General features: G+C 27.4%; 24 protein-coding genes. 7 read left to right on the plus strand and 17 right to left on the minus strand.

Annotated elements, in window-relative coordinates; all coding sequences use genetic code 11:
• Positions 1 to 116 precede the first annotated feature (116 nt).
• Both ACEXNK_RS00235 and ACEXNK_RS00240 read right to left on the minus strand, forming a co-directional pair.
• Positions 117 to 1673, minus strand: a complete 1557-nt coding sequence (locus ACEXNK_RS00235) for an AbgT family transporter (RefSeq protein ID WP_373600826.1) — start codon at positions 1671 to 1673, stop codon at positions 117 to 119.
• A gap of 362 nt (positions 1674 to 2035) precedes the next feature.
• Complete coding sequence (locus tag ACEXNK_RS00240) at positions 2036 to 2794, minus strand: nucleoside phosphorylase (RefSeq protein WP_373600827.1); 759 nt, start codon at positions 2792 to 2794, stop codon at positions 2036 to 2038.
• Positions 2795 to 3329: 535 nt separating this feature from the next.
• On the opposite strand from ACEXNK_RS00240, the gene ACEXNK_RS00245 reads away from it, so the two are divergent.
• Positions 3330 to 4139 carry a hypothetical protein gene (locus tag ACEXNK_RS00245; RefSeq protein WP_373600828.1) on the plus strand — a complete coding sequence of 270 codons (810 nt, stop codon included), beginning with the start codon at positions 3330 to 3332 and terminating at the stop codon, positions 4137 to 4139.
• Positions 4140 to 4207: 68 nt separating this feature from the next.
• Here ACEXNK_RS00245 and ACEXNK_RS00250 read toward each other — a convergent pair whose 3' ends face one another.
• Positions 4208 to 4933 (minus strand): CPBP family intramembrane glutamic endopeptidase, encoded by a 726-nt coding sequence (locus ACEXNK_RS00250; protein WP_373600829.1) that lies wholly within the window; start codon positions 4931 to 4933, stop codon positions 4208 to 4210.
• 393 nt (positions 4934 to 5326) lie between these two features.
• On the opposite strand from ACEXNK_RS00250, the gene ACEXNK_RS00255 reads away from it, so the two are divergent.
• The 3 genes from ACEXNK_RS00255 (at position 5327) to ACEXNK_RS00265 (ending at position 7794) form a co-directional block, all read left to right on the plus strand.
• A complete protein-coding gene (locus tag ACEXNK_RS00255) occupies positions 5327 to 6085 on the plus strand; it encodes a hypothetical protein (protein ID WP_373600295.1) in 759 nt (252 codons plus the stop codon).
• A 111-nt stretch (positions 6086 to 6196) separates the two neighbouring features.
• Positions 6197 to 6634: a MarR family winged helix-turn-helix transcriptional regulator gene (locus ACEXNK_RS00260; RefSeq protein ID WP_373600294.1), complete on the plus strand. Its 438-nt coding sequence runs from the start codon at positions 6197 to 6199 to the stop codon at positions 6632 to 6634.
• A gap of 20 nt (positions 6635 to 6654) precedes the next feature.
• Positions 6655 to 7794, plus strand: coding sequence for an FUSC family protein (locus ACEXNK_RS00265; protein WP_373600293.1), 1140 nt, complete (start codon positions 6655 to 6657; stop codon positions 7792 to 7794).
• Between the two features lie 103 nt (positions 7795 to 7897).
• Here the strand turns inward: ACEXNK_RS00265 and ACEXNK_RS00270 are convergent, their stop codons facing one another.
• The 9 genes from ACEXNK_RS00270 to ACEXNK_RS00310 all read right to left on the minus strand — a co-directional run bounded on the left by ACEXNK_RS00270 (position 7898) and on the right by ACEXNK_RS00310 (position 13476).
• Complete coding sequence (locus tag ACEXNK_RS00270; protein ID WP_373600292.1) at positions 7898 to 8314, minus strand: NUDIX domain-containing protein; 417 nt, start codon at positions 8312 to 8314, stop codon at positions 7898 to 7900.
• Between the two features lie 151 nt (positions 8315 to 8465).
• Entirely contained in the window at positions 8466 to 8813 is a 348-nt protein-coding gene (locus ACEXNK_RS00275) for a four-helix bundle copper-binding protein (RefSeq protein ID WP_373600291.1), read from the minus strand.
• Between the two features lie 72 nt (positions 8814 to 8885).
• Positions 8886 to 9665 carry a class I SAM-dependent methyltransferase gene (locus ACEXNK_RS00280; protein WP_373600290.1) on the minus strand — a complete coding sequence of 260 codons (780 nt, stop codon included), beginning with the start codon at positions 9663 to 9665 and terminating at the stop codon, positions 8886 to 8888.
• Between the two features lie 22 nt (positions 9666 to 9687).
• The gene (locus tag ACEXNK_RS00285) at positions 9688 to 10143 is read right to left on the minus strand and encodes a GNAT family N-acetyltransferase (RefSeq protein WP_373600289.1); all 456 of its coding nucleotides are present in this window, start codon (positions 10141 to 10143) and stop codon (positions 9688 to 9690) included.
• A 77-nt stretch (positions 10144 to 10220) separates the two neighbouring features.
• A complete protein-coding gene (locus tag ACEXNK_RS00290; RefSeq protein WP_373600288.1) occupies positions 10221 to 10820 on the minus strand; it encodes a YdcF family protein in 600 nt (199 codons plus the stop codon).
• A gap of 20 nt (positions 10821 to 10840) precedes the next feature.
• The gene (locus ACEXNK_RS00295) at positions 10841 to 11230 is read right to left on the minus strand and encodes a ParB/RepB/Spo0J family partition protein (RefSeq protein WP_373600287.1); all 390 of its coding nucleotides are present in this window, start codon (positions 11228 to 11230) and stop codon (positions 10841 to 10843) included.
• A 48-nt stretch (positions 11231 to 11278) separates the two neighbouring features.
• Positions 11279 to 12451, minus strand: a complete 1173-nt coding sequence (locus ACEXNK_RS00300) for a hypothetical protein (protein ID WP_373600286.1) — start codon at positions 12449 to 12451, stop codon at positions 11279 to 11281.
• Positions 12452 to 12475: 24 nt separating this feature from the next.
• Positions 12476 to 12955 (minus strand): GNAT family N-acetyltransferase, encoded by a 480-nt coding sequence (locus ACEXNK_RS00305; RefSeq protein WP_373600285.1) that lies wholly within the window; start codon positions 12953 to 12955, stop codon positions 12476 to 12478.
• A gap of 11 nt (positions 12956 to 12966) precedes the next feature.
• Positions 12967 to 13476: a GNAT family N-acetyltransferase gene (locus ACEXNK_RS00310; protein ID WP_373600284.1), complete on the minus strand. Its 510-nt coding sequence runs from the start codon at positions 13474 to 13476 to the stop codon at positions 12967 to 12969.
• Positions 13477 to 13674: 198 nt separating this feature from the next.
• Between ACEXNK_RS00310 and ACEXNK_RS00315 the strand changes: the two genes are divergently transcribed.
• Positions 13675 to 13950: a hypothetical protein gene (locus ACEXNK_RS00315; RefSeq protein WP_373600283.1), complete on the plus strand. Its 276-nt coding sequence runs from the start codon at positions 13675 to 13677 to the stop codon at positions 13948 to 13950.
• A gap of 26 nt (positions 13951 to 13976) precedes the next feature.
• Entirely contained in the window at positions 13977 to 14252 is a 276-nt protein-coding gene (locus ACEXNK_RS00320) for a hypothetical protein (RefSeq protein ID WP_373600282.1), read from the plus strand.
• A 285-nt stretch (positions 14253 to 14537) separates the two neighbouring features.
• On the opposite strand, the gene megL is transcribed toward ACEXNK_RS00320, so the two are convergent.
• A complete protein-coding gene (gene megL, locus ACEXNK_RS00325; protein WP_373600281.1) occupies positions 14538 to 15734 on the minus strand; it encodes a methionine gamma-lyase in 1197 nt (398 codons plus the stop codon).
• A 236-nt stretch (positions 15735 to 15970) separates the two neighbouring features.
• On the opposite strand from megL, the gene ACEXNK_RS00330 reads away from it, so the two are divergent.
• Positions 15971 to 16258 (plus strand): hypothetical protein, encoded by a 288-nt coding sequence (locus ACEXNK_RS00330; protein WP_373600280.1) that lies wholly within the window; start codon positions 15971 to 15973, stop codon positions 16256 to 16258.
• A 176-nt stretch (positions 16259 to 16434) separates the two neighbouring features.
• Here ACEXNK_RS00330 and ACEXNK_RS00335 read toward each other — a convergent pair whose 3' ends face one another.
• From ACEXNK_RS00335 to ACEXNK_RS00350, 4 genes are all read right to left on the minus strand, one after another.
• Complete coding sequence (locus tag ACEXNK_RS00335) at positions 16435 to 17325, minus strand: M20 family metallopeptidase (RefSeq protein WP_373600279.1); 891 nt, start codon at positions 17323 to 17325, stop codon at positions 16435 to 16437.
• A gap of 246 nt (positions 17326 to 17571) precedes the next feature.
• Complete coding sequence (locus tag ACEXNK_RS00340) at positions 17572 to 18348, minus strand: sporulation protein (protein ID WP_373600278.1); 777 nt, start codon at positions 18346 to 18348, stop codon at positions 17572 to 17574.
• Positions 18349 to 18382: 34 nt separating this feature from the next.
• Positions 18383 to 18877: a GNAT family N-acetyltransferase gene (locus tag ACEXNK_RS00345; protein WP_373600277.1), complete on the minus strand. Its 495-nt coding sequence runs from the start codon at positions 18875 to 18877 to the stop codon at positions 18383 to 18385.
• Positions 18878 to 19272: 395 nt separating this feature from the next.
• Entirely contained in the window at positions 19273 to 20196 is a 924-nt protein-coding gene (locus tag ACEXNK_RS00350) for an aminoglycoside phosphotransferase family protein (protein WP_373600276.1), read from the minus strand.
• Positions 20197 to 20537 lie beyond the last annotated feature (341 nt).

A 20537-nucleotide genomic window follows, 5' to 3' on the forward strand; every position in this document is an offset into this window, starting at 1 on the left:
ACTCCTTTTAGATGTTTTATTTATATAACTATTCAATAGTATTGTATTTTAATCCTTTTTATTATTTTATAAAACAAAAAGAGGAGAACTTGGTTCTCCTCTTTTTCTATCTAAATTTAGAATCCTACTGGTATTCCAAATGACATCCATACTATAAACATTATAGTCCATGCTATTAAGAAAGTCATTGAGTATGGTAACATTAATGATATAACTGTACCAATTCCTGTGTCTTTTTTGTATGCTTGCATGAATACTATAACCATTGCAAAGTAACTCATTAGTGGTGATATTATATTAGTAGAACTATCTGCTATTCTATATGCAGTTTGTACTACATCTGCTCCCATTCCAAGTTCTAAGAACATTGGTATGAATACTGGTGCCATTATTGCCCACTTTGCTGATGCAGATCCCATGAATAAGTTTATGAAACCTGTTATTATTATAAATCCTACAAGTAGTGGTATTGTTCCTATGTTTATAGACTTTAAGAAGTCTGCTCCACTTACAGCTATTATAGTACCTAAGTTTGTGTAGTTAAAGTATGCTATAAATTGAGCTGCTACGAATGCTAAACATAAGTATCCACCCATTGAACTCATTGCTTTTGTCATATGAGCTGCAACTTCTTTTTCATTCTTAACTGTCTTTGCTATTTTACCATAAACTACTGATGGTACAAAGAACATTAATGCTATTATTGGTATAAGACCATTCATAAAAGTAGATCCGTTAACTAAAGAATCTAAGAATGTTGGTTGTTCTAAGTTTCTTAAGAATGAATTTGGCATAGCTATTAATACTATTAATCCTATTACCATAAATAATAAAGTGAAGTTTGCTGCTTTCATAGCTTTTGCTTCATCTTTAGTTATATTTTGTAAATCACTTCCTGCATTTTGGTTAGGTCCACCTTCGTATTTACCAAGCTTAGGCTCTATAACTTTAGTAGTTATTAAAGTACCTAATATAGTTATTAAAAATGTTGATGCAAACATGAAGAAGTAGTTTGCAGTTGCACTTATGTTTATTGTTGGGTCTATTATGTGTGCTGCTTCGTTAGTTATACCAGCAAGCATTGGATCTACTGTTCCTATTAATAAGTTTGCACTAAATCCTCCAGATACCCCAGCAAAGGCTGCTGCTATACCTGCTAATGGATGTCTTCCATAAGCCATGAAAACTAATGCTCCTAGTGGTACTAATATAACGTAACCTGCATCAGATGCTATGTTTGATGCTATTCCTAAGAAAACTATTGTTGGAACTATTAATTTAGCAGGTGTTACACTAACTATCTTCTTTAGTAATGTACCTATATATCCTGAACTTTCTGCTATTCCTATACCTAACATACCTACTAACACTACTCCTAGTGGAGCAAATGATGTAAAGTTAGTTACGGCACTTTCTAGCATATATTTAAAGCCTTCACCATTTAGTAAGCTTACAGCTTTTATAGTTTGTTCTTCAACTTCCATTGTTTGTCTATTTATAAGGTCTGCTGTTACACTTAAATCCATTTTTGCTGCTACTGCAGATATAATTGCGATTCCCACACAAAGCATTGCGAATAATGTTACTGGGTGTGGCAACTTATTTCCTATGTACTCAATCGAATCCAAAGATCTCATTAATAAACTTTTCTTTTTAACTTCCGTCTTCCCCATTTTGTATTCCTCCTTTGTTGTTTTTTGTATGTTTTTCCCTTTTCTTGTTTTTATAATACCATAATATTCTAGCCATAACAATATTGTTTTTTAAATTTTCTAATTTTTTTAAAAAATAATATTATAATAAATAATTTATTCAATACGTTAAATTATTATTTTTTAAAAAAATAAAGAGATATCGTTATCCCTTTATTTTTTTACTAAAATAGCTATTTATAAACGTTTTCAGTTAGTTTTATAATATTATCTTTACTAATCTTTTACATTTAAAACAATTTTCAATTGAATACTAAAAAACATTTTATTCATATTAGTCTTTTTTTATTTTTTTCTGTTTATTTTATACAATTTCAAGTTTATTATAAATTAATAACACATTCAAATGCTAATAACATAAGTTTCTCTCTATGGGATAAATCATAATTTATAAGTCCACCTGGCTCCCACTCAGTCCCTCCTAGGTTGTCTGCTGCATAGAAAAATGTTGCAAATTTTATATCCCTAAACTTAGCAACACTAGCTAAAGCTGAACACTCCATTTCTACACATACGCACCCCATATCTTTCCTTTTTGCCGCTTTATCTCTAGTTTCTCTATAAGGTGCATCTGTTGTCCAAGTTTTACCTAGCGTATAAGTATATCCTTTATCTTTAATAGTATTTTCAATCGACTCTACACATTCCGTATTTAACTCTATCTCATCAGAAGCTTCTATATAATGATAACTTGTTCCTTCATCTCTTACCGCTGAGGTTGGTATTATTATTTGGCTCTCTCCAATATTCACATCTAACACGCCACAAGAACCTATGACTACTATTTTTTCAATTCCCATAGATATCATATCTTCTAGAGCCATAGAACTAGCAGGAGCACCAATCGGAGACAAATACATAGCAAGTTCTGTATTGTTATATTTAACCTTATATACAGGAATGGGCCCATTACCTGATCCTAAATAACTTATTTCCTCTGCCCCTATTGTATTTACGATTTTATCTACTATTTTTTTAGAAAAACAAGTTACTGCTATTTTAGGAAATCCATTTATCTTAGGTGCTATCATATGTGGTTCTATTATTGCGTCTTTACTTTTATCAAATTTAGTTATTATCATATATTGTCCCCCTTTGAGTTTATAAAAATTTATTCATTATTAATTCTATAATTTATTTAAAATCCCTTTCACATATATGTTCTTATACAATTAAAAAGGGTATAATTTACAATATAGGGATATAGTTATTAATTATAGGAGGGTTGTTTATGGATGTATTAGTTGATGTATGTATATCTATTGCTTACAACATATTAAGTCTATTTGGAGATGCTTCTTATGAAAAAGCATCTACTTATGTTGATAAAAGAAACAGTTAGTACAAGGGGGTATCTATATAAGAAAGTTATACACAAAAGTTGATAGTCTATTAAGTACTATCAACTTTAATAGTTTATGGATAGGATTTAGCAAATCTGACTTTGCTTTATATGATGAAAATTATGTTTATTTAAAAAACATTACTATACCCTATGATAATAGATTTATAGGTAATACTAGAATAACTTATGAAGAACAAGAATTAGCTATATGGTATATAGATGATATTAATAATATAGATATTATTTATTTAGCTTCTAATATAATACATGAAATGTTTCATTCACATCAAATCTTAAATGGTGAAACTAGATTTCCTAATGACATCAAAGCTTTGGCATATCCTAATGATTTAAGCAATTATGAACTTAAGTATAATGAAAGCTTACTTTTAGTCGATGCTCTTAATTCCATTGATAAAATTACAAAACTTGATATTTTAAAGCAAATAATATCTTCTAGGCTATATAGGTTACATGAGTTTGGAGAACTTATTAGATATGAGTTTTTGATAGAAACTCTTGAAGGTTGTGCTGAGTATTGTGGTACAAAGGCTTTAAAACAGTTATCTAAGGATTTATATTTAAAAAGGATAGAAAGTTATAAAAATAGTATTATGCATGATACTACTCTCTTATTTGATATTCGTAGATCTTGTTATTTTACTGGTACATTGTTTTTACTTCTATTAGATGAAGTCAATTTTGACTTTTCTAAGGATTTAAACGATAAAAAGCTTACTATATTTGAAGAAGTTTCAAAAGCTGTTGATATAAGTTGTGTAAATATAAAAAAATATGATTTATCAATCATTAAAAATTTTTATGATAATGAACAATTTAAAGTAAATTCTCTATTTAACGATTTTTTTAATCAGGACTTCATAACTAATAATGGCGAATTTTATATATGTGGATATGACCCTATGAATATGTCTATATTAGAAAACAAAGTTTTATGTAGTCACTTTATAATGCTTTTTGATACGGATAATAATACTAAAAACTTTATAAAAGGGCCTGTTGTAATAGAATTAGATAGTGATTTTGAAAAAGTTATTAGGTATTATACGCTTAATAATTAAGTTAAATACAATAATAAAGATGGGTATAATAACAATGTAGCTTGTTAGCATATCCATCTCTATTGGTTTTAATACATAATTTTCGCAATTAATGTTAATGCTAAAAAATTGTATATCATATGCATAAGAATATTATATTTTATATCTTTAGTTTTTACATAAATATATGTCAGTGAACAACTTATTACTAATCTTGGAAGAGAAGCTACAATTAAAGATAATACAAATGCATGACCTGTAAAATTAAAAGGAACATAATGCATGCTCAAAAACATAAGAATGTTAACTACAATAGCAATATTTCTTACAACCTTATTTTTCATATCAAGAAAATCATAAGCTATATTGAAAAAAACGCCTCTCATTAATAATTCTTCTACAAACGGAACTATCATAAAAGTTAAAAATGGATTATAACTAAAATCTATTGTTGGATAATGATTACCAACTATATATCTATAAACAAATACATCCATTCCAACCGCAGCTATCAAAGATATACCTGTAAGAATTAAAGTTAGTTTCAAGTCTTTTTTATCATAGCTTGTAAAACTTTTTAGTGTAAGTTTATCAAAAGGTGTTCTCCCTACTTCATCATTATAGGCTTTAGCTAATAAAAAAACTACCAAACTTCCAACTGCAAGAAGAATTACTGTCTTAATTAATCCATTTGTAAAAAACGCTCCTATTAATTCATAGCATGAAACAACTTGAAAAATCAAAAATATCGCTATAGATATTAAAAGCGCTCCAAAGAAATTTAAAAAATATTTTTTAAAATTAAAAGTATGCATACGCCCTCCTTATATAATATAGTTTTTTATTATCTGTACTTAATATATATTTAATAGAACAATTTCATAATTTATGGTTACCATGAATAAACTATATTTGTTTAGTAGCTGTTTATATGAATTTCTATTAAAGAATATACTTTTAATATACAGATTTTATTTTATAAGACTATACTTATAAATATAGTCTTATAAACTTATTAATGGATACTGTTATACAATAGATCTTCTGTGATTAATTAATAATTTTGATATAGATTTAATGTAAATATTTAATTTTATATACATAATTCTACATATTACTCCTAATCCCTTTATTTTTAGCTAATCATTGAAAATTATTTTAATATATCTATGTATCCTTTATTAAAATTTTATTAAGGAGGTATTTTTATGAAGGTTATTTTTACGAGAAAAGATGAATTTGATGATTATAGTGCTATTGCTGATTTTTTCGCTGATAATGAAATAGATAGAGTTCAAACTTATATTGCTACTACTTTAAACTTAGACTTACACTATTTAAATAAATTAGATTTTGATGGAAAGGTAATTTATATTTCTAATAAGTTGCAAAAAGAATATATTAATGCATCTAATATTATAGATAATAAGATAAATGAGATTAATATTTTATGGGACTTAGTTTGTGAAGATGTGTTTTCAATACTTTCTAAAGAGTTTGATTTAAAACTTCCAAGTAATAAGCCTATAAATGCCGAGTTTACGCTTAATGTTGTATGCCCTAGATATTTAGATAGATGGGCTTTTGATATTAACTATAGAAAGAATAACAACGAAATAATTTTAATTTGTATCCATGAGATTATTCATTTTATATGGTTCGAAAAATGGAGATATAGTTTTCCAAATGTTAAGGATTACGAGTGTAACACTCCTAGTTTGAGTTGGCTATTTTCTGAGATCGCTATAGATGCAATAATGAAGGAATCTGATTTATATAAATATTGCTGCGTAGATAAACCTTCTTATAAACACTTTTATGGTAAGTGTATAGATGATATAGATATTATGGAGTTTTTTAGAAAATTATATAGAGATAATAATATGAGTGAATTTATGATTAAAGGTTATAATTTTATGCTTGATAATAAAGGCTTTTTTGATAAGTTGAAACAGGATAGGTGTTAACTATTGTAAAAATTACAAAGATGTATTAAAATATAGTTAACAAAGTAAACTAAATTGAATATTATATAATATGTTATTTGGTTTATAAACTTGGAAAGCGGTGAAAAAAATATGACGGATTTAGAATGGGTTTATATGACAAATAAATTACAGGATATTGCTTTATTTAGTAGATTAGTTGTAAGAAGAGCTAATAAGGACGATAAATTACCTTCACAACATCTAGAACTTTTATCTGCTCTTGCTATAAAAAAAGAAAAAGTAACACCTATGTCCTTAAGTAAAATAATGGGTGTTAATAAAACTATAATAAGTAGAATTATAGATAAATTAGTTAAACAGGGCTATTTAGTTAAAGAAATAGATGAAAGTGATAAAAGAAGCTATTTTGTGTATATGACAGAAGAAGGTGAAAAGGTGTTAGATGAAATCTATAAGCATTACTTACAGCCTATTTATGACCTTCGTAAAGCTTTAGGTGAAGATGATTTTTTAAAGCTTATAGAATTGATAGAAAAAGCAAATATAAAAATGAATAAATTTGATTAGTAAAGATGGGAGATATTTAAATGACGTTTTATCAAGCAATGCAATTAGGCGCTAATGCATTAAAGCCTATGATTAAAGACACCACAGATGAAAAATTAAAAAGAAAGTATATAACTGCATTAATAGTTAAAGACTTTTTATGTTTATTCTTTTGTATGGCTGTTGTTATAGCCTTTAGTACTGTATTTGGAACTGAAAACAGTATAGTTGGGGTTGTTACAGTTATATTATTGTTAACTTTTAGATTTTCAAATCTAGATTTTGAAGTTAAACAATCTGCATTTACTTTGCTAGGTATATTTGGAATATATATGATAGGTCCATTTATAGCTTCAGCATCAAGTCCGATTGTGGCAAGTATTATAAACTTTATTTTTATAATGATAATAGTTGTTTTATCTTGTCATAATGTTGTATTGTGTAATCAATCAACGCTAGTATTATGTTATCTGCTTTTATATGGATATGAGGTAACTAGTATAGATGCATATATCAATCGTGTAATAGGACTTTTAATAGGTGGGTTAATTGTTTCAGTTATATTTTATTGTAAACAAAGAAAAGTTAAATTTGAAAATAACCTAATTGATATAATACAAGACTTTACATTAACTAATGAACGTAGTAGATGGCAATTAAAACTTTCACTTGGAATATGCACAGGTATGTTAATAGGAGAACTTATTGGTCTACCTCGTTCTATGTGGATTGGATTTTCTTGTATGTCAATAATTCAACCAACTCAAAATAGACTAGAGTTTAGATGTAAAACTAGACCGAAATATCTAATTTTAGGATGTTTGATGTTTGGATTGTTTTATGTAATTCTTCCTACAAGTTTAAAAGGAAATATAGGTATACTTGGAGGATTATTAGTTGGACTTTCTGCAACTTATGAGTGGCAGACTGTATTTAACTGCTTTGGAGCTTTAGGGGCTGCTATCCCTGTTTTAGGATTTGAACTTGCTATAATAATGCGTATTGTAAACAATGTATTTGGAGCTTTATATAGTAAAGTGTTCAATAACGTATTTATTAAGCTTGAGGAATCTATAGCATCTATAAGTGTAGTTGATGAAATGAAAGCTACTAATGTAGTTGATGGAATGATAGATGAAATGGCATCTACAAATGTAATTGATGAGGCTGTAGAAAATTAAAAAAAGTAAGCTAGTAAAATTTTTCTAGCTTACTTTTTTTATGTAACTTTATATCAATTTAGTTTTAGTAGTTCATACATAGTTTTTACCTGCTTTAAGTTTACTATATATATTTCAAATCTATAGCTTTATCTATAGCCCACACTTGATGTTCTAAATATAACTTTTCATGATATTCATCTCTTCTGATCCATTTTAATTGATGATTTTTTTCTATAGGTTCAGAGATTTCACCTTTAACTTCAGCTGTATAAAAATTGCCTATAGCATGTATATAAGATTTTAAACTGTCAATAAAAGTGTATTTACTAGCTTTACAAATAAACTCTTTAACTTCTACCTCTAGTCCAGCTTCTTCTATACATTCTCTTTTAATACAGTCTTTATAATTTTCATTACTTTCAATTTTTCCACCAAGCAAGAAATAACCTCTATCTGTTTTTACAGTTAAAAGATTATTATCTTCATTTAATATAATTGCATATGCACCTACTCTATCTTTATATTCTACTTCTTTCAATTTTTCACCAAATACCTTCTCTATACTATCCCCTCCAAACACCTAATATTTACTTAATCTATTCTATTATAATTACTGCTTTCCTTTATATAATTAAATATTCACTATTGTTACAATAAAAAAACACCTAGAATTAGGTGTTTTCATAGAATTACTTATTAGCCATTTTTTTACATTCTTCAGAACACATTTTGCATGTATTTGCACATTTTTTACAATGATCATCTTTAAACATTGCACATTCTTGTTCGCACTTTTCACAAACCGTAGCACATAGTTGACAATGTTGTTTAGAAAACTCACTGCTCATAGACATCATAGATACTGACATTTGACACATCATAGCACATTCAACTAACATGCTTAAACAATTTTTTCTTTCTTTTATGTCTTCCTCGTTTAAACATTCATTGAAACACTCATAACATGCTTGAGCACATTTTTGGCATGCATCTATACATGTTTGATGCATGTCTGTTTTATTTGTTACTATTCCCATTTGTAAGCCTCCTAAAAGTAGTTTTGTTATCAGGAATAGTGTCTGTAATTTATTTAATTTTATTCTTTATATTCATTTTGTTCCTATATATAACCCATGCTTGCTATATCCTATTAAGCTAGGATTCTCACAAGTCTTAAAATGATAATTAATCCATAATTCAAATTCTTCATGTGTAAACTCATTTATTTTACCTCTAATCATATCGCCTATTCCATCAGTTGCTATATGATTAGATTTTTCTATTTTATTGGCTTTCATAAGGTTTTCTATATAATCATAAGTTGTAAAGTAAAAGCAATCCCTATACTCTCCCGATTCTAATATGTGATGAAGTTCTGGATCATTTATATCATCTTTATTCCTATTTATCATATCTGCAAAATGTGCAAATTTACTTATATACGATACTGCTATAACTCCACCTGGTTTTAAGACTCTTAGAGCTTCTTTTATACATTGTATTCTATCTTCTTCCTTCGTTAAGTGGTACATAGGACCTAAACAAAGCACTATGTCATAACTATTATTTTCTAGTATGCTTAAATCTAGGGCATTACCTTGAAGTATATTTATATTATCTGTATAGTTTTTAGCTTTTTCTTTCATTATATTTACATGTTTTTCTGAAATATCTAATGCAGTAACATTACATCCTTTTTCAAGATAATAAAATGAATATCTTCCCGTTGCAGCACCTATTTCTAGTATCTTAGCTTCTTCTGTTATGTGCTTATCTATGTATTTAGTTGTAGTTAAAAATTCGATGCTGTGTGAATTATCCTTTATAAGACGATTATCTTCATCATAGTTTTGATAATAGTTTTCTATTTGATCTTTTAGTAAATTCATAAAATCCCCCCATACAATATAATTATTCATTTAAAGCTTTAGTCATCATTATGTTTGTAGTATTGTAGCCTAGACTTTCATATAAGCTAATAGCTACCTTATTATGTGCAAAAACATGAAGTTCTAGCTTCTTTATACCAATTCGTCTAGCAAATAATTCTATTTCATTCATAGCTTGTTTGCCATAGCCTTTACCTTGATATTTATCAAGTATGTTTATGTCATAAATAAATCCATGTTTGTTAGTTTGTTTATTTAGCCATATCATTCCAATAACTTCTACAACTTCATATATAGAGAAAAAGTAATGATTTTTAGTTTTCTCTTTATCTGGAAGTAGTCTGTTAAACTCTTCTTTAGCTTTATCAAAAGCTTCTTCTTCACTCCAATTACCAGCTTTTATTTTTTCCTTAGCATAGTTATATATAGCTTTATCTATATAATTATTAAATTCTTCACTAGACATAGTTTTTATCATAAAAATCCCCCCTATTTTATAAGTAACACTCAATATCTATTGCTTTAAATATTATAATTTAAAAAAGCTTTCATTATTTAATTTCTGCTACCTATTTCCTTAATATAACTTCTAAATTGTTCACCACTCTTCATAAGTTCATTCATAACTCTATCTATTCCTTTTTCTAAGGTAAACCAGTTGTCTTTTCTAATTCCTTGAACTTCTGAGGAACAAACTAATAATTCTGTTTCTGGGTATGCCCATTGATAATACATTAAGCATCGTCTTGAATGGAAGTTTTTACAACATATTATAGCTGTATCTATCTTTAACCCTAACTTATCTGTAAGCTCACGTGATTTAAATGCATTTTGGTATGTATTTTCTGCCTTATCTTCTTTTAATATAGCCTCTTTGTTTACATCATGCTTGGTTAAAACATCTACGAAAAAATCGCACTCTGTTTCATATACATTTGTATATATATCTGCCTTTGATGATGGTTTTAGAAATCTATTATTTAAGGGACTATATTTCCCTGAAGGTAAAATTAGAGGTGCATAGTTATTATGCCAAAGCTTAGCAGCTTTTTCTCCAAGCTCTGAATATGATCCCCCTGGTATAAATATAATATCTACTTTTTTAGGTTCATCTTCTATAAAAATAAAGTCTGATATGTCAGTTATAGTTTTCATATATTCTCCAACTTTCTAACTTATAAATTTTTCATTAATTTAGTACAATAATCTACCCATAGTTTCTTATGATCTTTATTCTCAACGATTCTATCTTTTAGTTTTTCTATAGATGTTAATCCTTTATATTTAGCTTCTTCATGAATTTTCAAATATAATTTAGTAGGTCCTTCTATATCTTCTATTGAAACTACATCTGCTAGTATAGTTTTATTATTATTTTCAAAGGCTGCCATTGTTCTTGAATGTCCATCTATTAAGGCGTATTCATTGTTTATAATAGCTACTGTAACAGGTGGCAAATCTCCTTCTTTTTTATTTTTATATACTTCTCTTATTTTATTTAGCTTATCTTCATTTATATAAAAGTTATTAGGAATTAAGTCTAATATTAAAATTTCCTTTAACATGTTTATCACATCCTTAGTACATATTATTTAGTTATAACTATCTTTACTTTATATATATATACTCTGTAGATATCGCCCCTCATCTTCTTTGAATATCGGACTTTCTACAAAGTTAGTTTCAACAAGGTATTCATTTATTGCCCCAAATACTTGATGCCACAACTCGTTAGATATTTCTTTTATATCTACTTTATGACTTATTGAAGTTATTTCATTTAAGTTAGCTTCTATATCCTTAAAAAACTCAATAACAATAGGTTCTATAGCTGGTAATATAATTTCACCTATATTTTCTATTACATGATTGTATTTCTTATCAAATACAGGAACTTTAATGTTTATAAGATCTTTATCAATATCAATACTTATATAATTAAACTCTTTTAAAAGGTTTAACATTGACTTATCTTCTATATAATCACTATATTTGTTATTTTCTTTTGATATTTTTAAAATTAAATCCCCACATTTATTCATAAGTTGTTTGTTCATACTATCATTTAGCTTTGTATATGAAGTATTTAAAGAGTTATATGAACTGGTATTTTCTAAGCTTTTATCTACCTGCCTAAAAAATCTGTATACATCTTTTCTATTTCCATCGCAATCTCCAAAACTATTGAATATGTACTTATCAGTTTTATAGTTATTGCTACTACATAGTAATTTATCACTATATTTTTCTAACTCTTCGCTATTTTCATAGCCTACTATTATATAATTTCTATTATTTGGTTGTGATTTTGAGGTGCAAAATATATTTCTTTTTGAAAAGTAATCCATTGCAATACCATCAAATACGTTGTCACAAATTATGTGATATAGTTGTCTTTCAATTGTTATAGTTGTGTATATAGGAATATTTTTTACTATATCATTTTTTAAGCTAACTATTTTATCCCCTATTATTTTTCCTACTTGTTTAAATTTGCAATCTAATGTATTCATATCACTTTCTAAAAAGATTGGAAACTCTAATTTATAAGTGTTATTGGTTTCTTTTAGTGCGTTTATTTGTTTTAAACTATCTATTGCATTATTAAATTCTTTTTCTGATATTTTTAGTTTTTTTATTATGTTGCTTTTATTAATGTGAAATGGTTTATCTTTTGCTATTAGATATAATATGTCTGAAATGTATTTTTCACTTAATACATAGTATGGGTTGTAGTTGTCGTATTCCCCTGCTTCCCCAAATACATAAAAGTTAATCTTCTCCATACTTCTCCCCTCTTCCGTACTGTTTTATTTGACTATATCTTTCTCAGCTACTTCTCTGTTTTTAAAACTTAAATCACTTTGCCTGTGATAAAACTCTTGAGCTTGTTCATTTGATGCAGTAAATAAAAAGTAGTATTCTACACACTGACTCTTAAAATATTTCTCTGCTCCTTTTAATAATTTCTTACCTATTCCCAATCCCCTATAAGCTTTTAATGTATATATCCAATCTACATATCCAGTTTTACTACATTCTACTAAACTAGTAATTATAGCTATATCGCATCTACCGATTATTTTGTTATCTAACTTAGCTACTATAATTTTAGAGTTATCTAGCTTATTTATATTTAATGATTTTAGCTTTTCCTTATATTCACTTTCTACAAACTCCCATCCCCATATATCTGGCTCTGTTGTGCGAGCCTCTTTTTCAAATTCACATAGACTTTCAATATCATTATTATTAACACAGCTTATAGTTATATTTTTAGTATCTATCATATATAATTCTCCTAGCATAATTTTCTTCTAAAAATTAATATCTCTTTATCTAAATCTGAATATATATTAAATCCTAATTTTTCTACTAATTTAACAGATGCTATATTTTCTCTATGAATTGATGCTTTTAGTTCTTTGATATTTGTATTATTTTTTAGATATTCAATCATATAAGGTAAAACACCACTCATTATCCCTTTATTCCAGTATTGTTGCTTTAAATTATATCCTATTTGTACTTTTTGATTTTCAAAATCAAAATGATGAAGTGCAATGCTCCCAATTATATTATTGGTAGATTTATCTACTATAACAAATCTTACAAACCATCTATTTTTCATACCTTTTTTTATTAATTCAAGAGTTTCTTCTCTTGAATTTAATATATTTTTACTATCATATTTCATAATTTCTTTATCTGAATAAATTTCAAAAATATCTTTTAAATCATTTGAACTTATACTTCTTATTATATATCTACAACTTTCTATTTCTTTAAATTCGGTAAATATCCTCTCCATACAACTCCCCCATTATAATTATTTAATTAGTATAATTATAGATTTAATACTATTTATAATCTACAAATACTTAACTTTTTATATGAAATTTGATATATACTAAATCTTAGTACCTAAAAAGCCTATCTTAATCCAAATTTAATAAATCTCATTCTTAAAATGGTATATTAAAATAAAGGAATTTAAAGGAGGTTTTTTATGGATTATTCTAAAAATAAAGTATCGTTTCTAAATGTAATTTCTAATATTGCATGTATAATTATAATTTCAATATATTCATTTAAGGATAGCTCTGAAATAGGTGTATTTGGTAAGATAGCTGTAGTATTTGCAGCTTTCGGAATTTTAATAAACACTTCATCACTTATAAAAAATATTGGCGATAATATAGGGGCATCTAAAAAATTATTAAAGACAATTGACTTAGCTGTATTTTCAGTAGTCGGTTTCCTTATTGGAAGGTTTTTAATATAAAAATTAATTGTAATGGGGAGTATTTCATGGAAAACATAAAAAGTAAAATAAAACTAAACTGGCCATACATATTTTCTCTTATTGTATTCATAGTTATAATTCCAACATATGCTTTCAAAGATAATATAAATGCCTTTGGAAAAATAGCTATATTTTGTGCTATGATTGGAATGGCTCTTAACATAATATCTCTTATATCAAGAGCTTGTGATTCAAAGGGAGTATCTAAGACTTTACTAAAATTTATAAACTTAACTGTATTTGCAGTATTTTCATACTTTACTGGAATAATTTTAATATAAATAATAGTAATTTAAAAATTATATCTTATTTACACAAAGAGAAGGGGTAACATATAAGTTGCAGCGACATTTACAAGCATGATTTTTAGCTTGTATAAAGCAAAACTTATATATCACCCCCTTCTATCAAAAAAGAGGATATCTACGATATTAAGCCCAGAATAAGCATATAAATTTATCTTAGCAATCCCAAATTTGCCAAATAAAACTTACACACTTACTCCGAAAGCCTCCTATCAGATACCCTCTTAAAAATCTATATTATCCTATATTAAAGAAAACTTATTATAATCTATCAAGACCTTGTTTTAAATCTGCTATTATATCTTCTGCATCCTCAAGACCAACAGATATTCTTATTAATCCATCTGATATACCTGCTTCAGCTCTTTCCTCAGCAGTATATGGAGAATGAGTCATTGATGCTGGATGTTGTATTAAAGTCTCACAGTCACCTAAACTAACTGCAAGAGCACATAACTCTAAAGAGTTTAATAATTTCTTACCAGCTTCTAATCCACCTTTAACCTCAAATGCTATCATACCACCAGGTTGATCCATTTGTTTCTTAGCTAATTCATATTGTGGGAAACTTTCAAGTCCTGGATAATTAACTTGAACTACATTCTCATGTCCTTCTAAGAACTTAGCAACTTCCATTGCATTCTTACAATGTCTATCCATTCTTATTTGTAAAGTTTTCATACCTCTTAATATTAAATATGCATCGAATGGTCCAAGTACAGAACCAGTCATATCTTTAACACCAAATAATCTTACTTGGTTTATAAAGTCTTGGTTACCAACAACAAATCCTGCTATAACATCTCCATGTCCATTTAAATACTTAGTAGCAGAATGAACAACTACATCTGCACCTAACTCTAATGGTCTTTGTAAGTATGGAGTACAGAATGTATTATCCACCATTACTATACAATTTTTATTATATTCATGAGCTATATTAGATATAGCCTCTATATCTATTAACTTTAAGTCTGGGTTAGCTGGAGTTTCAAGGTATACAACCTTTGTATTTTTCTTCATAGCATCTTTTACTTCTTCTAAATCAGATGCATCTACGAAAGTTACTTCTACTCCGTATCTAGTTAAACCATGATTTAAAAGTGCAAATGTACAACCATATAATGTTTTAGATGCAACAACATGATCCCCTGCTTTTAATGCAGTCCATAATGCTGAAGATATAGCACCTATACCAGATGCAGTAGACATACAAGCTTCTGCTCCTTCAAGTAATGCTAATTTTTCTTCTACTTGTGAATTCGTAGGATTGCCTAATCTTGAATATATGTATCCACCTTCTTCTAGTGCGAATCTTCTTCCCCCTTGTTCAGCACTATCAAATACGAAAGTTGATGTTTGATATATTGGAGTACTTAAAGCTCCAGATAATGGATCTTTATGATGTCCCCCATGTATAGCTTTTGTAGCAAATTTCTTGTTTGTTAAGTTTTCCATAGCAAATTCCCCCTGAATATTATGTAATATATTAATTATTCTCTCACTTTAGAAAACGTTTAACCCCGTCTTCACTATAAATATAGCACTACAAAACATCCTTGTAAATAAATTAACAATAAGTAGTAAAACTTAGATTATTTTTAATATTTAGTTAAATTTCCAATACAAACTCATATGTAATTACCTTGAATTTATGGTATATTTATATGTGTGATTTAAGGAGGAATTATTGTATGAAAGATTCTTATAATAGGTTTATACAAAGAAACCCAAGACTTGTAAATATATTTTCAATTGCTGTTTCTATTTTAATTTTAAAAATTTATGCTTTTCACAAGTTTGCAGAATTACAACCTGTTGGAAAGTTATCTATATTATGTGCAATTCTAGCTCTTGCACTTAGTATTACTAGTTTTGTATGTAATTTATTTTTTGAAGATAGCTTATCTAAATTCACATTAAGTTTTATAGGAATTTTTTCTGCCTTAGGATTTTTCGTAGGTAGATTCTTGCTATTATAAATACATAAAAAAGTCGCTCAAAAAATTACTTGAGCGTAAAAAAAATGCCAGTATAATATTTACTGGCATTTTTAATAAATATGACTATATAATTTAAAATAAAATCACGACATGGAATTTTTTATTACTATATATATTATGCTATTTAATATATATAATATGACTATATAAATCATTTAGGACAATCGCTGGATAAGTTTTTTTAAAAGTTTAAAGGATGGTTCTATAGAGTCTATTTCTAAATACTCTTTTTTATTGTGTACAAGTCCCCCTGTAGGACCTATCGCATCTACTACTACAGCTCCTACACTTGCAACTATATTACCATCACTTCCTCCTCCTGCATCTGTCCAATGAACATCTATACCTACTTCTTCTCCAACCTCTTCTACTATATGTTGAAGTTCTTCTCTTTCTTCATTCATAGGCATAGGTGGTCTTTTTAATCCACCTTCTATATCTACTGTTACACCTTCTGTTGATACATGATTTTTTAAATCTTTTATAGCATTATCTATTTTTTTAGCTTCTTCTATTGAAGTTACTCTAACATCTACATCACAGCTAGCTTTTGGACATACAACATTTGAAGATACTCCACCTTCTACAATACCTACATTTACTGTAGTTCCTTTATTATAATCAGTTAATTCATGTAATTCTAAAATCCAATGAGCTAATTCTTGAATAGCACTTTTACCTTCTTGATGTTTGTTCCCTGAGTGTGATGCTACTCCATTAAAACCTATATGATATTTCATAACACCTTTTCTAGTTGCTACAAAATCACCATTAGATCTAGCTGGTTCTAGTATTAGTGCATATCGACTCTTTTTACCTAGCTCTTCTAATAGATTTCTTGAATATATAGAACTTATTTCTTCATCTGAATTAAATACTATACATATAGCTGCATCTAGTCTATTTTCTTTAACTAAAGCTTTCATAACATAGTAAATTAAAAGCAATGAGGATTTCATATCTACTATACCTAGCCCATAGGCTCGATTGTCTTTTATTTTAAAAGGTACTTTTTTAGTTTCTCCTTTTCCAAACACAGTATCCATATGCCCTAATATCAGTATATCAATATGATCTGATTCTTTATTTCTTATTTCTAAACAAGGTCCTGCTTTTTCATCTATTAGATGCTTTTTTACTATAAGATTTAAATTTTCAAATTTTTCATAAAATATTTCACAAATTTCTTCTATTCCTGCAATATTCTTGCTACCACTATCTATATTAACTAACTCCTCTAATTCCTCTAAATACTTTTCGAGATTGATAATACCACTCCTTAAACTTTTATATTACATTTTACTTTTTATAACTGAGTAAATTTTATTTGCTATATAGTCTATGCTATCAAGTTCATTGTAGGTAAAGTTAACTCTAACTTTCTTTTCATCCATACCTAGTTCTTCTAAGAAAAATCCACCTAACCCTCTTGCTTTTCTATCTACTTCCATATATATATCTACAGATGCATTTGAAGATATTAAGAATAGTTCTAATTCATCTAGTCTACCTCGGAATTCTCCACTATGTGGTATAAATTCAAATTCTTGTATAAATCGTAATGGACTTGTTCTATTTTTAAAATATTCATTTTCTACTTCATATAATATAAATCCTAGTTTTTGTACAGCTTCAATTATATTTGAAATGTAGTTTGGAGGTAGCACTTTTATATAATCTCTATCACCTGAATCTATGGCGTTTTCTATTTCTAAAGAAGTAGTTACCCAAACTTGACTTTTATGCAGTGATACAGGTGTATTTTTGTTTAAATCAAATTTAAAAGGTACTTCTATTTTCTCATCTTCTTTTATAGTTTTATTAACCATTATCTTTTCAGTTTGTAAAACAGTTTCTACAATATCTATTTTATCGTCATTTTCTTTTTTATAAGACGTTTTTATATATAACATTATGTGACTAATATCTTGTTCAACTTTGCCACCTTTTACCTCACATACACCCTCTATAGCTTCTCCTGGGTATATTGCATAAGTTTTAATTACAGTATTTATTTTGGCTCCACCTATTCCAAGTGTATTAGCCATTACTTTTTTTAGAAAGCTCATAAAATTTCCTCCCTGTTTGTTCTTTAGTTATATTTTACCATAATGTACTTATGAAATATTTTGTTTTTATTTCTTTTTTCATAACTAAACAAGGAAGGTCTTCTCCCCATATGGTTTTAGATTCTTCTAGTTGATAAAAACCAGCACTTCGGTAAAAAGCTCTTGTACTTTTATAATATTCATCTGGGTGAGATTCTCCTAAAGTTTTTACAACAATATACTTTATATTTTGTTGGCTAAGTTCTTTTTCTGCTTCTTCTATTAGTTTTTTGCCTATACCTTGATTATGAAATTCTTTCATTACTCCTATTAGGTATATTTCTGATGTGATTTTATCGATTGTCTTCATACTTATAAATCCAATTAGCTTTTGATAGCTATATGCAGCATATACTTTAGTGTCTTTTACTCCTTCTACATACTCTACTATAGAATCTTCTCTTGCAAACCATTCAGGTAAGCTTCTAAGTATGTTATTTGCTACGTAGGATTTGTCTTTGTAGTTTAATATTTTTCTAATAGTAATCAAATCAATCACCCCACTAAATTTGTATATATAGTTTTTAATAGTTGTTATTATAAATTTTATTCTTTTGTCATTACAGTAATACATAAATACTTTTGATAAAGAGACATATTAATTTGAAATAATTGTATTTGGATATGATATTAAATTATTAAAGAGGGGGTATAATCCCCCTCTTTTTGTATGTAGTGTTATTTATGTGTATTATTTTTTATTGTTTTTAGATTTATATTGTCTTATTAAAAAATAAGCAACTACAAGGATTACTATAAATATAAAATAAATCCATGGAAAAGTTGTAATTCCCACATTATTTCCCCCCTTATATATATTATAGTTATTGTAGAATTAACAATATATAATAATTATACTAAAATTCATTCAAGTATATAACAATTTTATATGTATTTATCGCTATTCAGTGTGTACCACTTAGGTATCAATGATTTGAAGTTATCATAATCATAAAAAGCATCAGTACAACGTTTTTTCATTCCATTTATATCATCTTTTCCGAATTTTTCAGCCCACACTATTGAATTTAATGAGTTACAAGCTACATATATAGATAGAGTATTCCAAAAATCTAATGGCGGATTACCCTTGAAGTATCCATGAATTTTACCAATTGAAAAAGGAATGCTAACTTCAACATCAAAACTTTGTATTCTTTGAAATTCTTCATATCTATCTCCATATCCACATCTATTAAAGTCAATAACTCCAATTGTATTTAAAGGAGTCAACACTAAATTACCTACATGATAATCACCATGTTTATGTACCAAAGATAGTGAATTTATTTTTTCAATATTCTTTTTAACAAAATCTATAACTGGTTGATCTTCTTTTACACGATTTTTGCTATTTTCATACTTAATAAGCTTGTTCATCATTTTATCTTTTTTATCATAGGCTATTAGATCATCAATGTTGTCCATTTTCAAAGAATGAATTTCATTTAATATTTTTCCTGCCTGTAATCCAAGTTCATATTGTTCACTATCATTAAAATCACCAATTACTTTATTGAGAGAACTCCCTTCTACCCATGTTAAAAGCATATATACATTTTTTTCATTATTACAGATCCCCATCTCTATTACTTGTGACATTGTAAAATCTAATGTATTACATTTTTTAATAAAGTTAAATTCTTTTAATTTATTACTGTACTCAGATATATCACAAATACGTAATAACAACTTATTTCCTTCAACATCTTCTATGTAAAACTTTGAATCATCTGACCAACCTTCATTTATTTTTCTTATTACGCTCCAGTTTTTGGTATTAGGAATATCTTGCAATTCTATATCCATTTATTCCCCCCCTTTTTAATTACTATTTCTCATATACCCTTATATATTTATTATGTATTATCAGTTTCTTCTTTATTATCCCAATCACCTTCATTTATTTTTTGTATTTTTATAAAAAGTAACATGATAGTCTACTTGCTTTACTGCTAATACTAAAAAAAGCACTGATTTGATAGCTTAAGCTTTCAAATTCAGTGCTTTTTCAAGGAGTAATATTAATTACATCCTTATCCTCTTTTGACTTTTATTAAATATAGTTTGCAATTTAGCTATAACTCTAAGCTTTGGGTATTAGACTAGGGCTAATCGCACTCTAGTAGAGCGAGGAAATCTAGTAGATT

This window comes from Paraclostridium bifermentans (assembly GCF_964259345.1).
Classification (GTDB): domain Bacteria; phylum Bacillota; class Clostridia; order Peptostreptococcales; family Peptostreptococcaceae; genus Paraclostridium; species Paraclostridium bifermentans_B.

Excerpts from the sequence above, each read along its gene's own strand:
- ACEXNK_RS00235 (WP_373600826.1), bottom strand. The coding sequence starts at position 1,673 with ATGGGGAAGACGGAAGTTAAAAAGAAAAGTTTATTAATGAGATCTTTG.
- ACEXNK_RS00240 (WP_373600827.1), bottom strand. The coding sequence starts at position 2,794 with ATGATAATAACTAAATTTGATAAAAGTAAAGACGCAATAATAGAACCA.
- ACEXNK_RS00245 (WP_373600828.1), top strand. The coding sequence starts at position 3,330 with ATGTTTCATTCACATCAAATCTTAAATGGTGAAACTAGATTTCCTAAT.
- ACEXNK_RS00250 (WP_373600829.1), bottom strand. The coding sequence starts at position 4,933 with ATGCATACTTTTAATTTTAAAAAATATTTTTTAAATTTCTTTGGAGCG.
- ACEXNK_RS00255 (WP_373600295.1), top strand. The coding sequence starts at position 5,327 with ATGAAGGTTATTTTTACGAGAAAAGATGAATTTGATGATTATAGTGCT.
- ACEXNK_RS00260 (WP_373600294.1), top strand. The coding sequence starts at position 6,197 with ATGACGGATTTAGAATGGGTTTATATGACAAATAAATTACAGGATATT.
- ACEXNK_RS00265 (WP_373600293.1), top strand. The coding sequence starts at position 6,655 with ATGACGTTTTATCAAGCAATGCAATTAGGCGCTAATGCATTAAAGCCT.
- ACEXNK_RS00275 (WP_373600291.1), bottom strand. The coding sequence starts at position 8,813 with ATGGGAATAGTAACAAATAAAACAGACATGCATCAAACATGTATAGAT.
- ACEXNK_RS00280 (WP_373600290.1), bottom strand. The coding sequence starts at position 9,665 with ATGAATTTACTAAAAGATCAAATAGAAAACTATTATCAAAACTATGAT.
- ACEXNK_RS00285 (WP_373600289.1), bottom strand. The coding sequence starts at position 10,143 with ATGATAAAAACTATGTCTAGTGAAGAATTTAATAATTATATAGATAAA.
- ACEXNK_RS00290 (WP_373600288.1), bottom strand. The coding sequence starts at position 10,820 with ATGAAAACTATAACTGACATATCAGACTTTATTTTTATAGAAGATGAA.
- ACEXNK_RS00295 (WP_373600287.1), bottom strand. The coding sequence starts at position 11,230 with ATGTTAAAGGAAATTTTAATATTAGACTTAATTCCTAATAACTTTTAT.
- ACEXNK_RS00300 (WP_373600286.1), bottom strand. The coding sequence starts at position 12,451 with ATGGAGAAGATTAACTTTTATGTATTTGGGGAAGCAGGGGAATACGAC.
- ACEXNK_RS00305 (WP_373600285.1), bottom strand. The coding sequence starts at position 12,955 with ATGATAGATACTAAAAATATAACTATAAGCTGTGTTAATAATAATGAT.
- ACEXNK_RS00310 (WP_373600284.1), bottom strand. The coding sequence starts at position 13,476 with ATGGAGAGGATATTTACCGAATTTAAAGAAATAGAAAGTTGTAGATAT.
- ACEXNK_RS00315 (WP_373600283.1), top strand. The coding sequence starts at position 13,675 with ATGGATTATTCTAAAAATAAAGTATCGTTTCTAAATGTAATTTCTAAT.
- ACEXNK_RS00320 (WP_373600282.1), top strand. The coding sequence starts at position 13,977 with ATGGAAAACATAAAAAGTAAAATAAAACTAAACTGGCCATACATATTT.
- megL (WP_373600281.1), bottom strand. The coding sequence starts at position 15,734 with ATGGAAAACTTAACAAACAAGAAATTTGCTACAAAAGCTATACATGGG.
- ACEXNK_RS00330 (WP_373600280.1), top strand. The coding sequence starts at position 15,971 with ATGAAAGATTCTTATAATAGGTTTATACAAAGAAACCCAAGACTTGTA.
- ACEXNK_RS00335 (WP_373600279.1), bottom strand. The coding sequence starts at position 17,325 with ATGGATACTGTGTTTGGAAAAGGAGAAACTAAAAAAGTACCTTTTAAA.
- ACEXNK_RS00340 (WP_373600278.1), bottom strand. The coding sequence starts at position 18,348 with ATGAGCTTTCTAAAAAAAGTAATGGCTAATACACTTGGAATAGGTGGA.
- ACEXNK_RS00350 (WP_373600276.1), bottom strand. The coding sequence starts at position 20,196 with ATGGATATAGAATTGCAAGATATTCCTAATACCAAAAACTGGAGCGTA.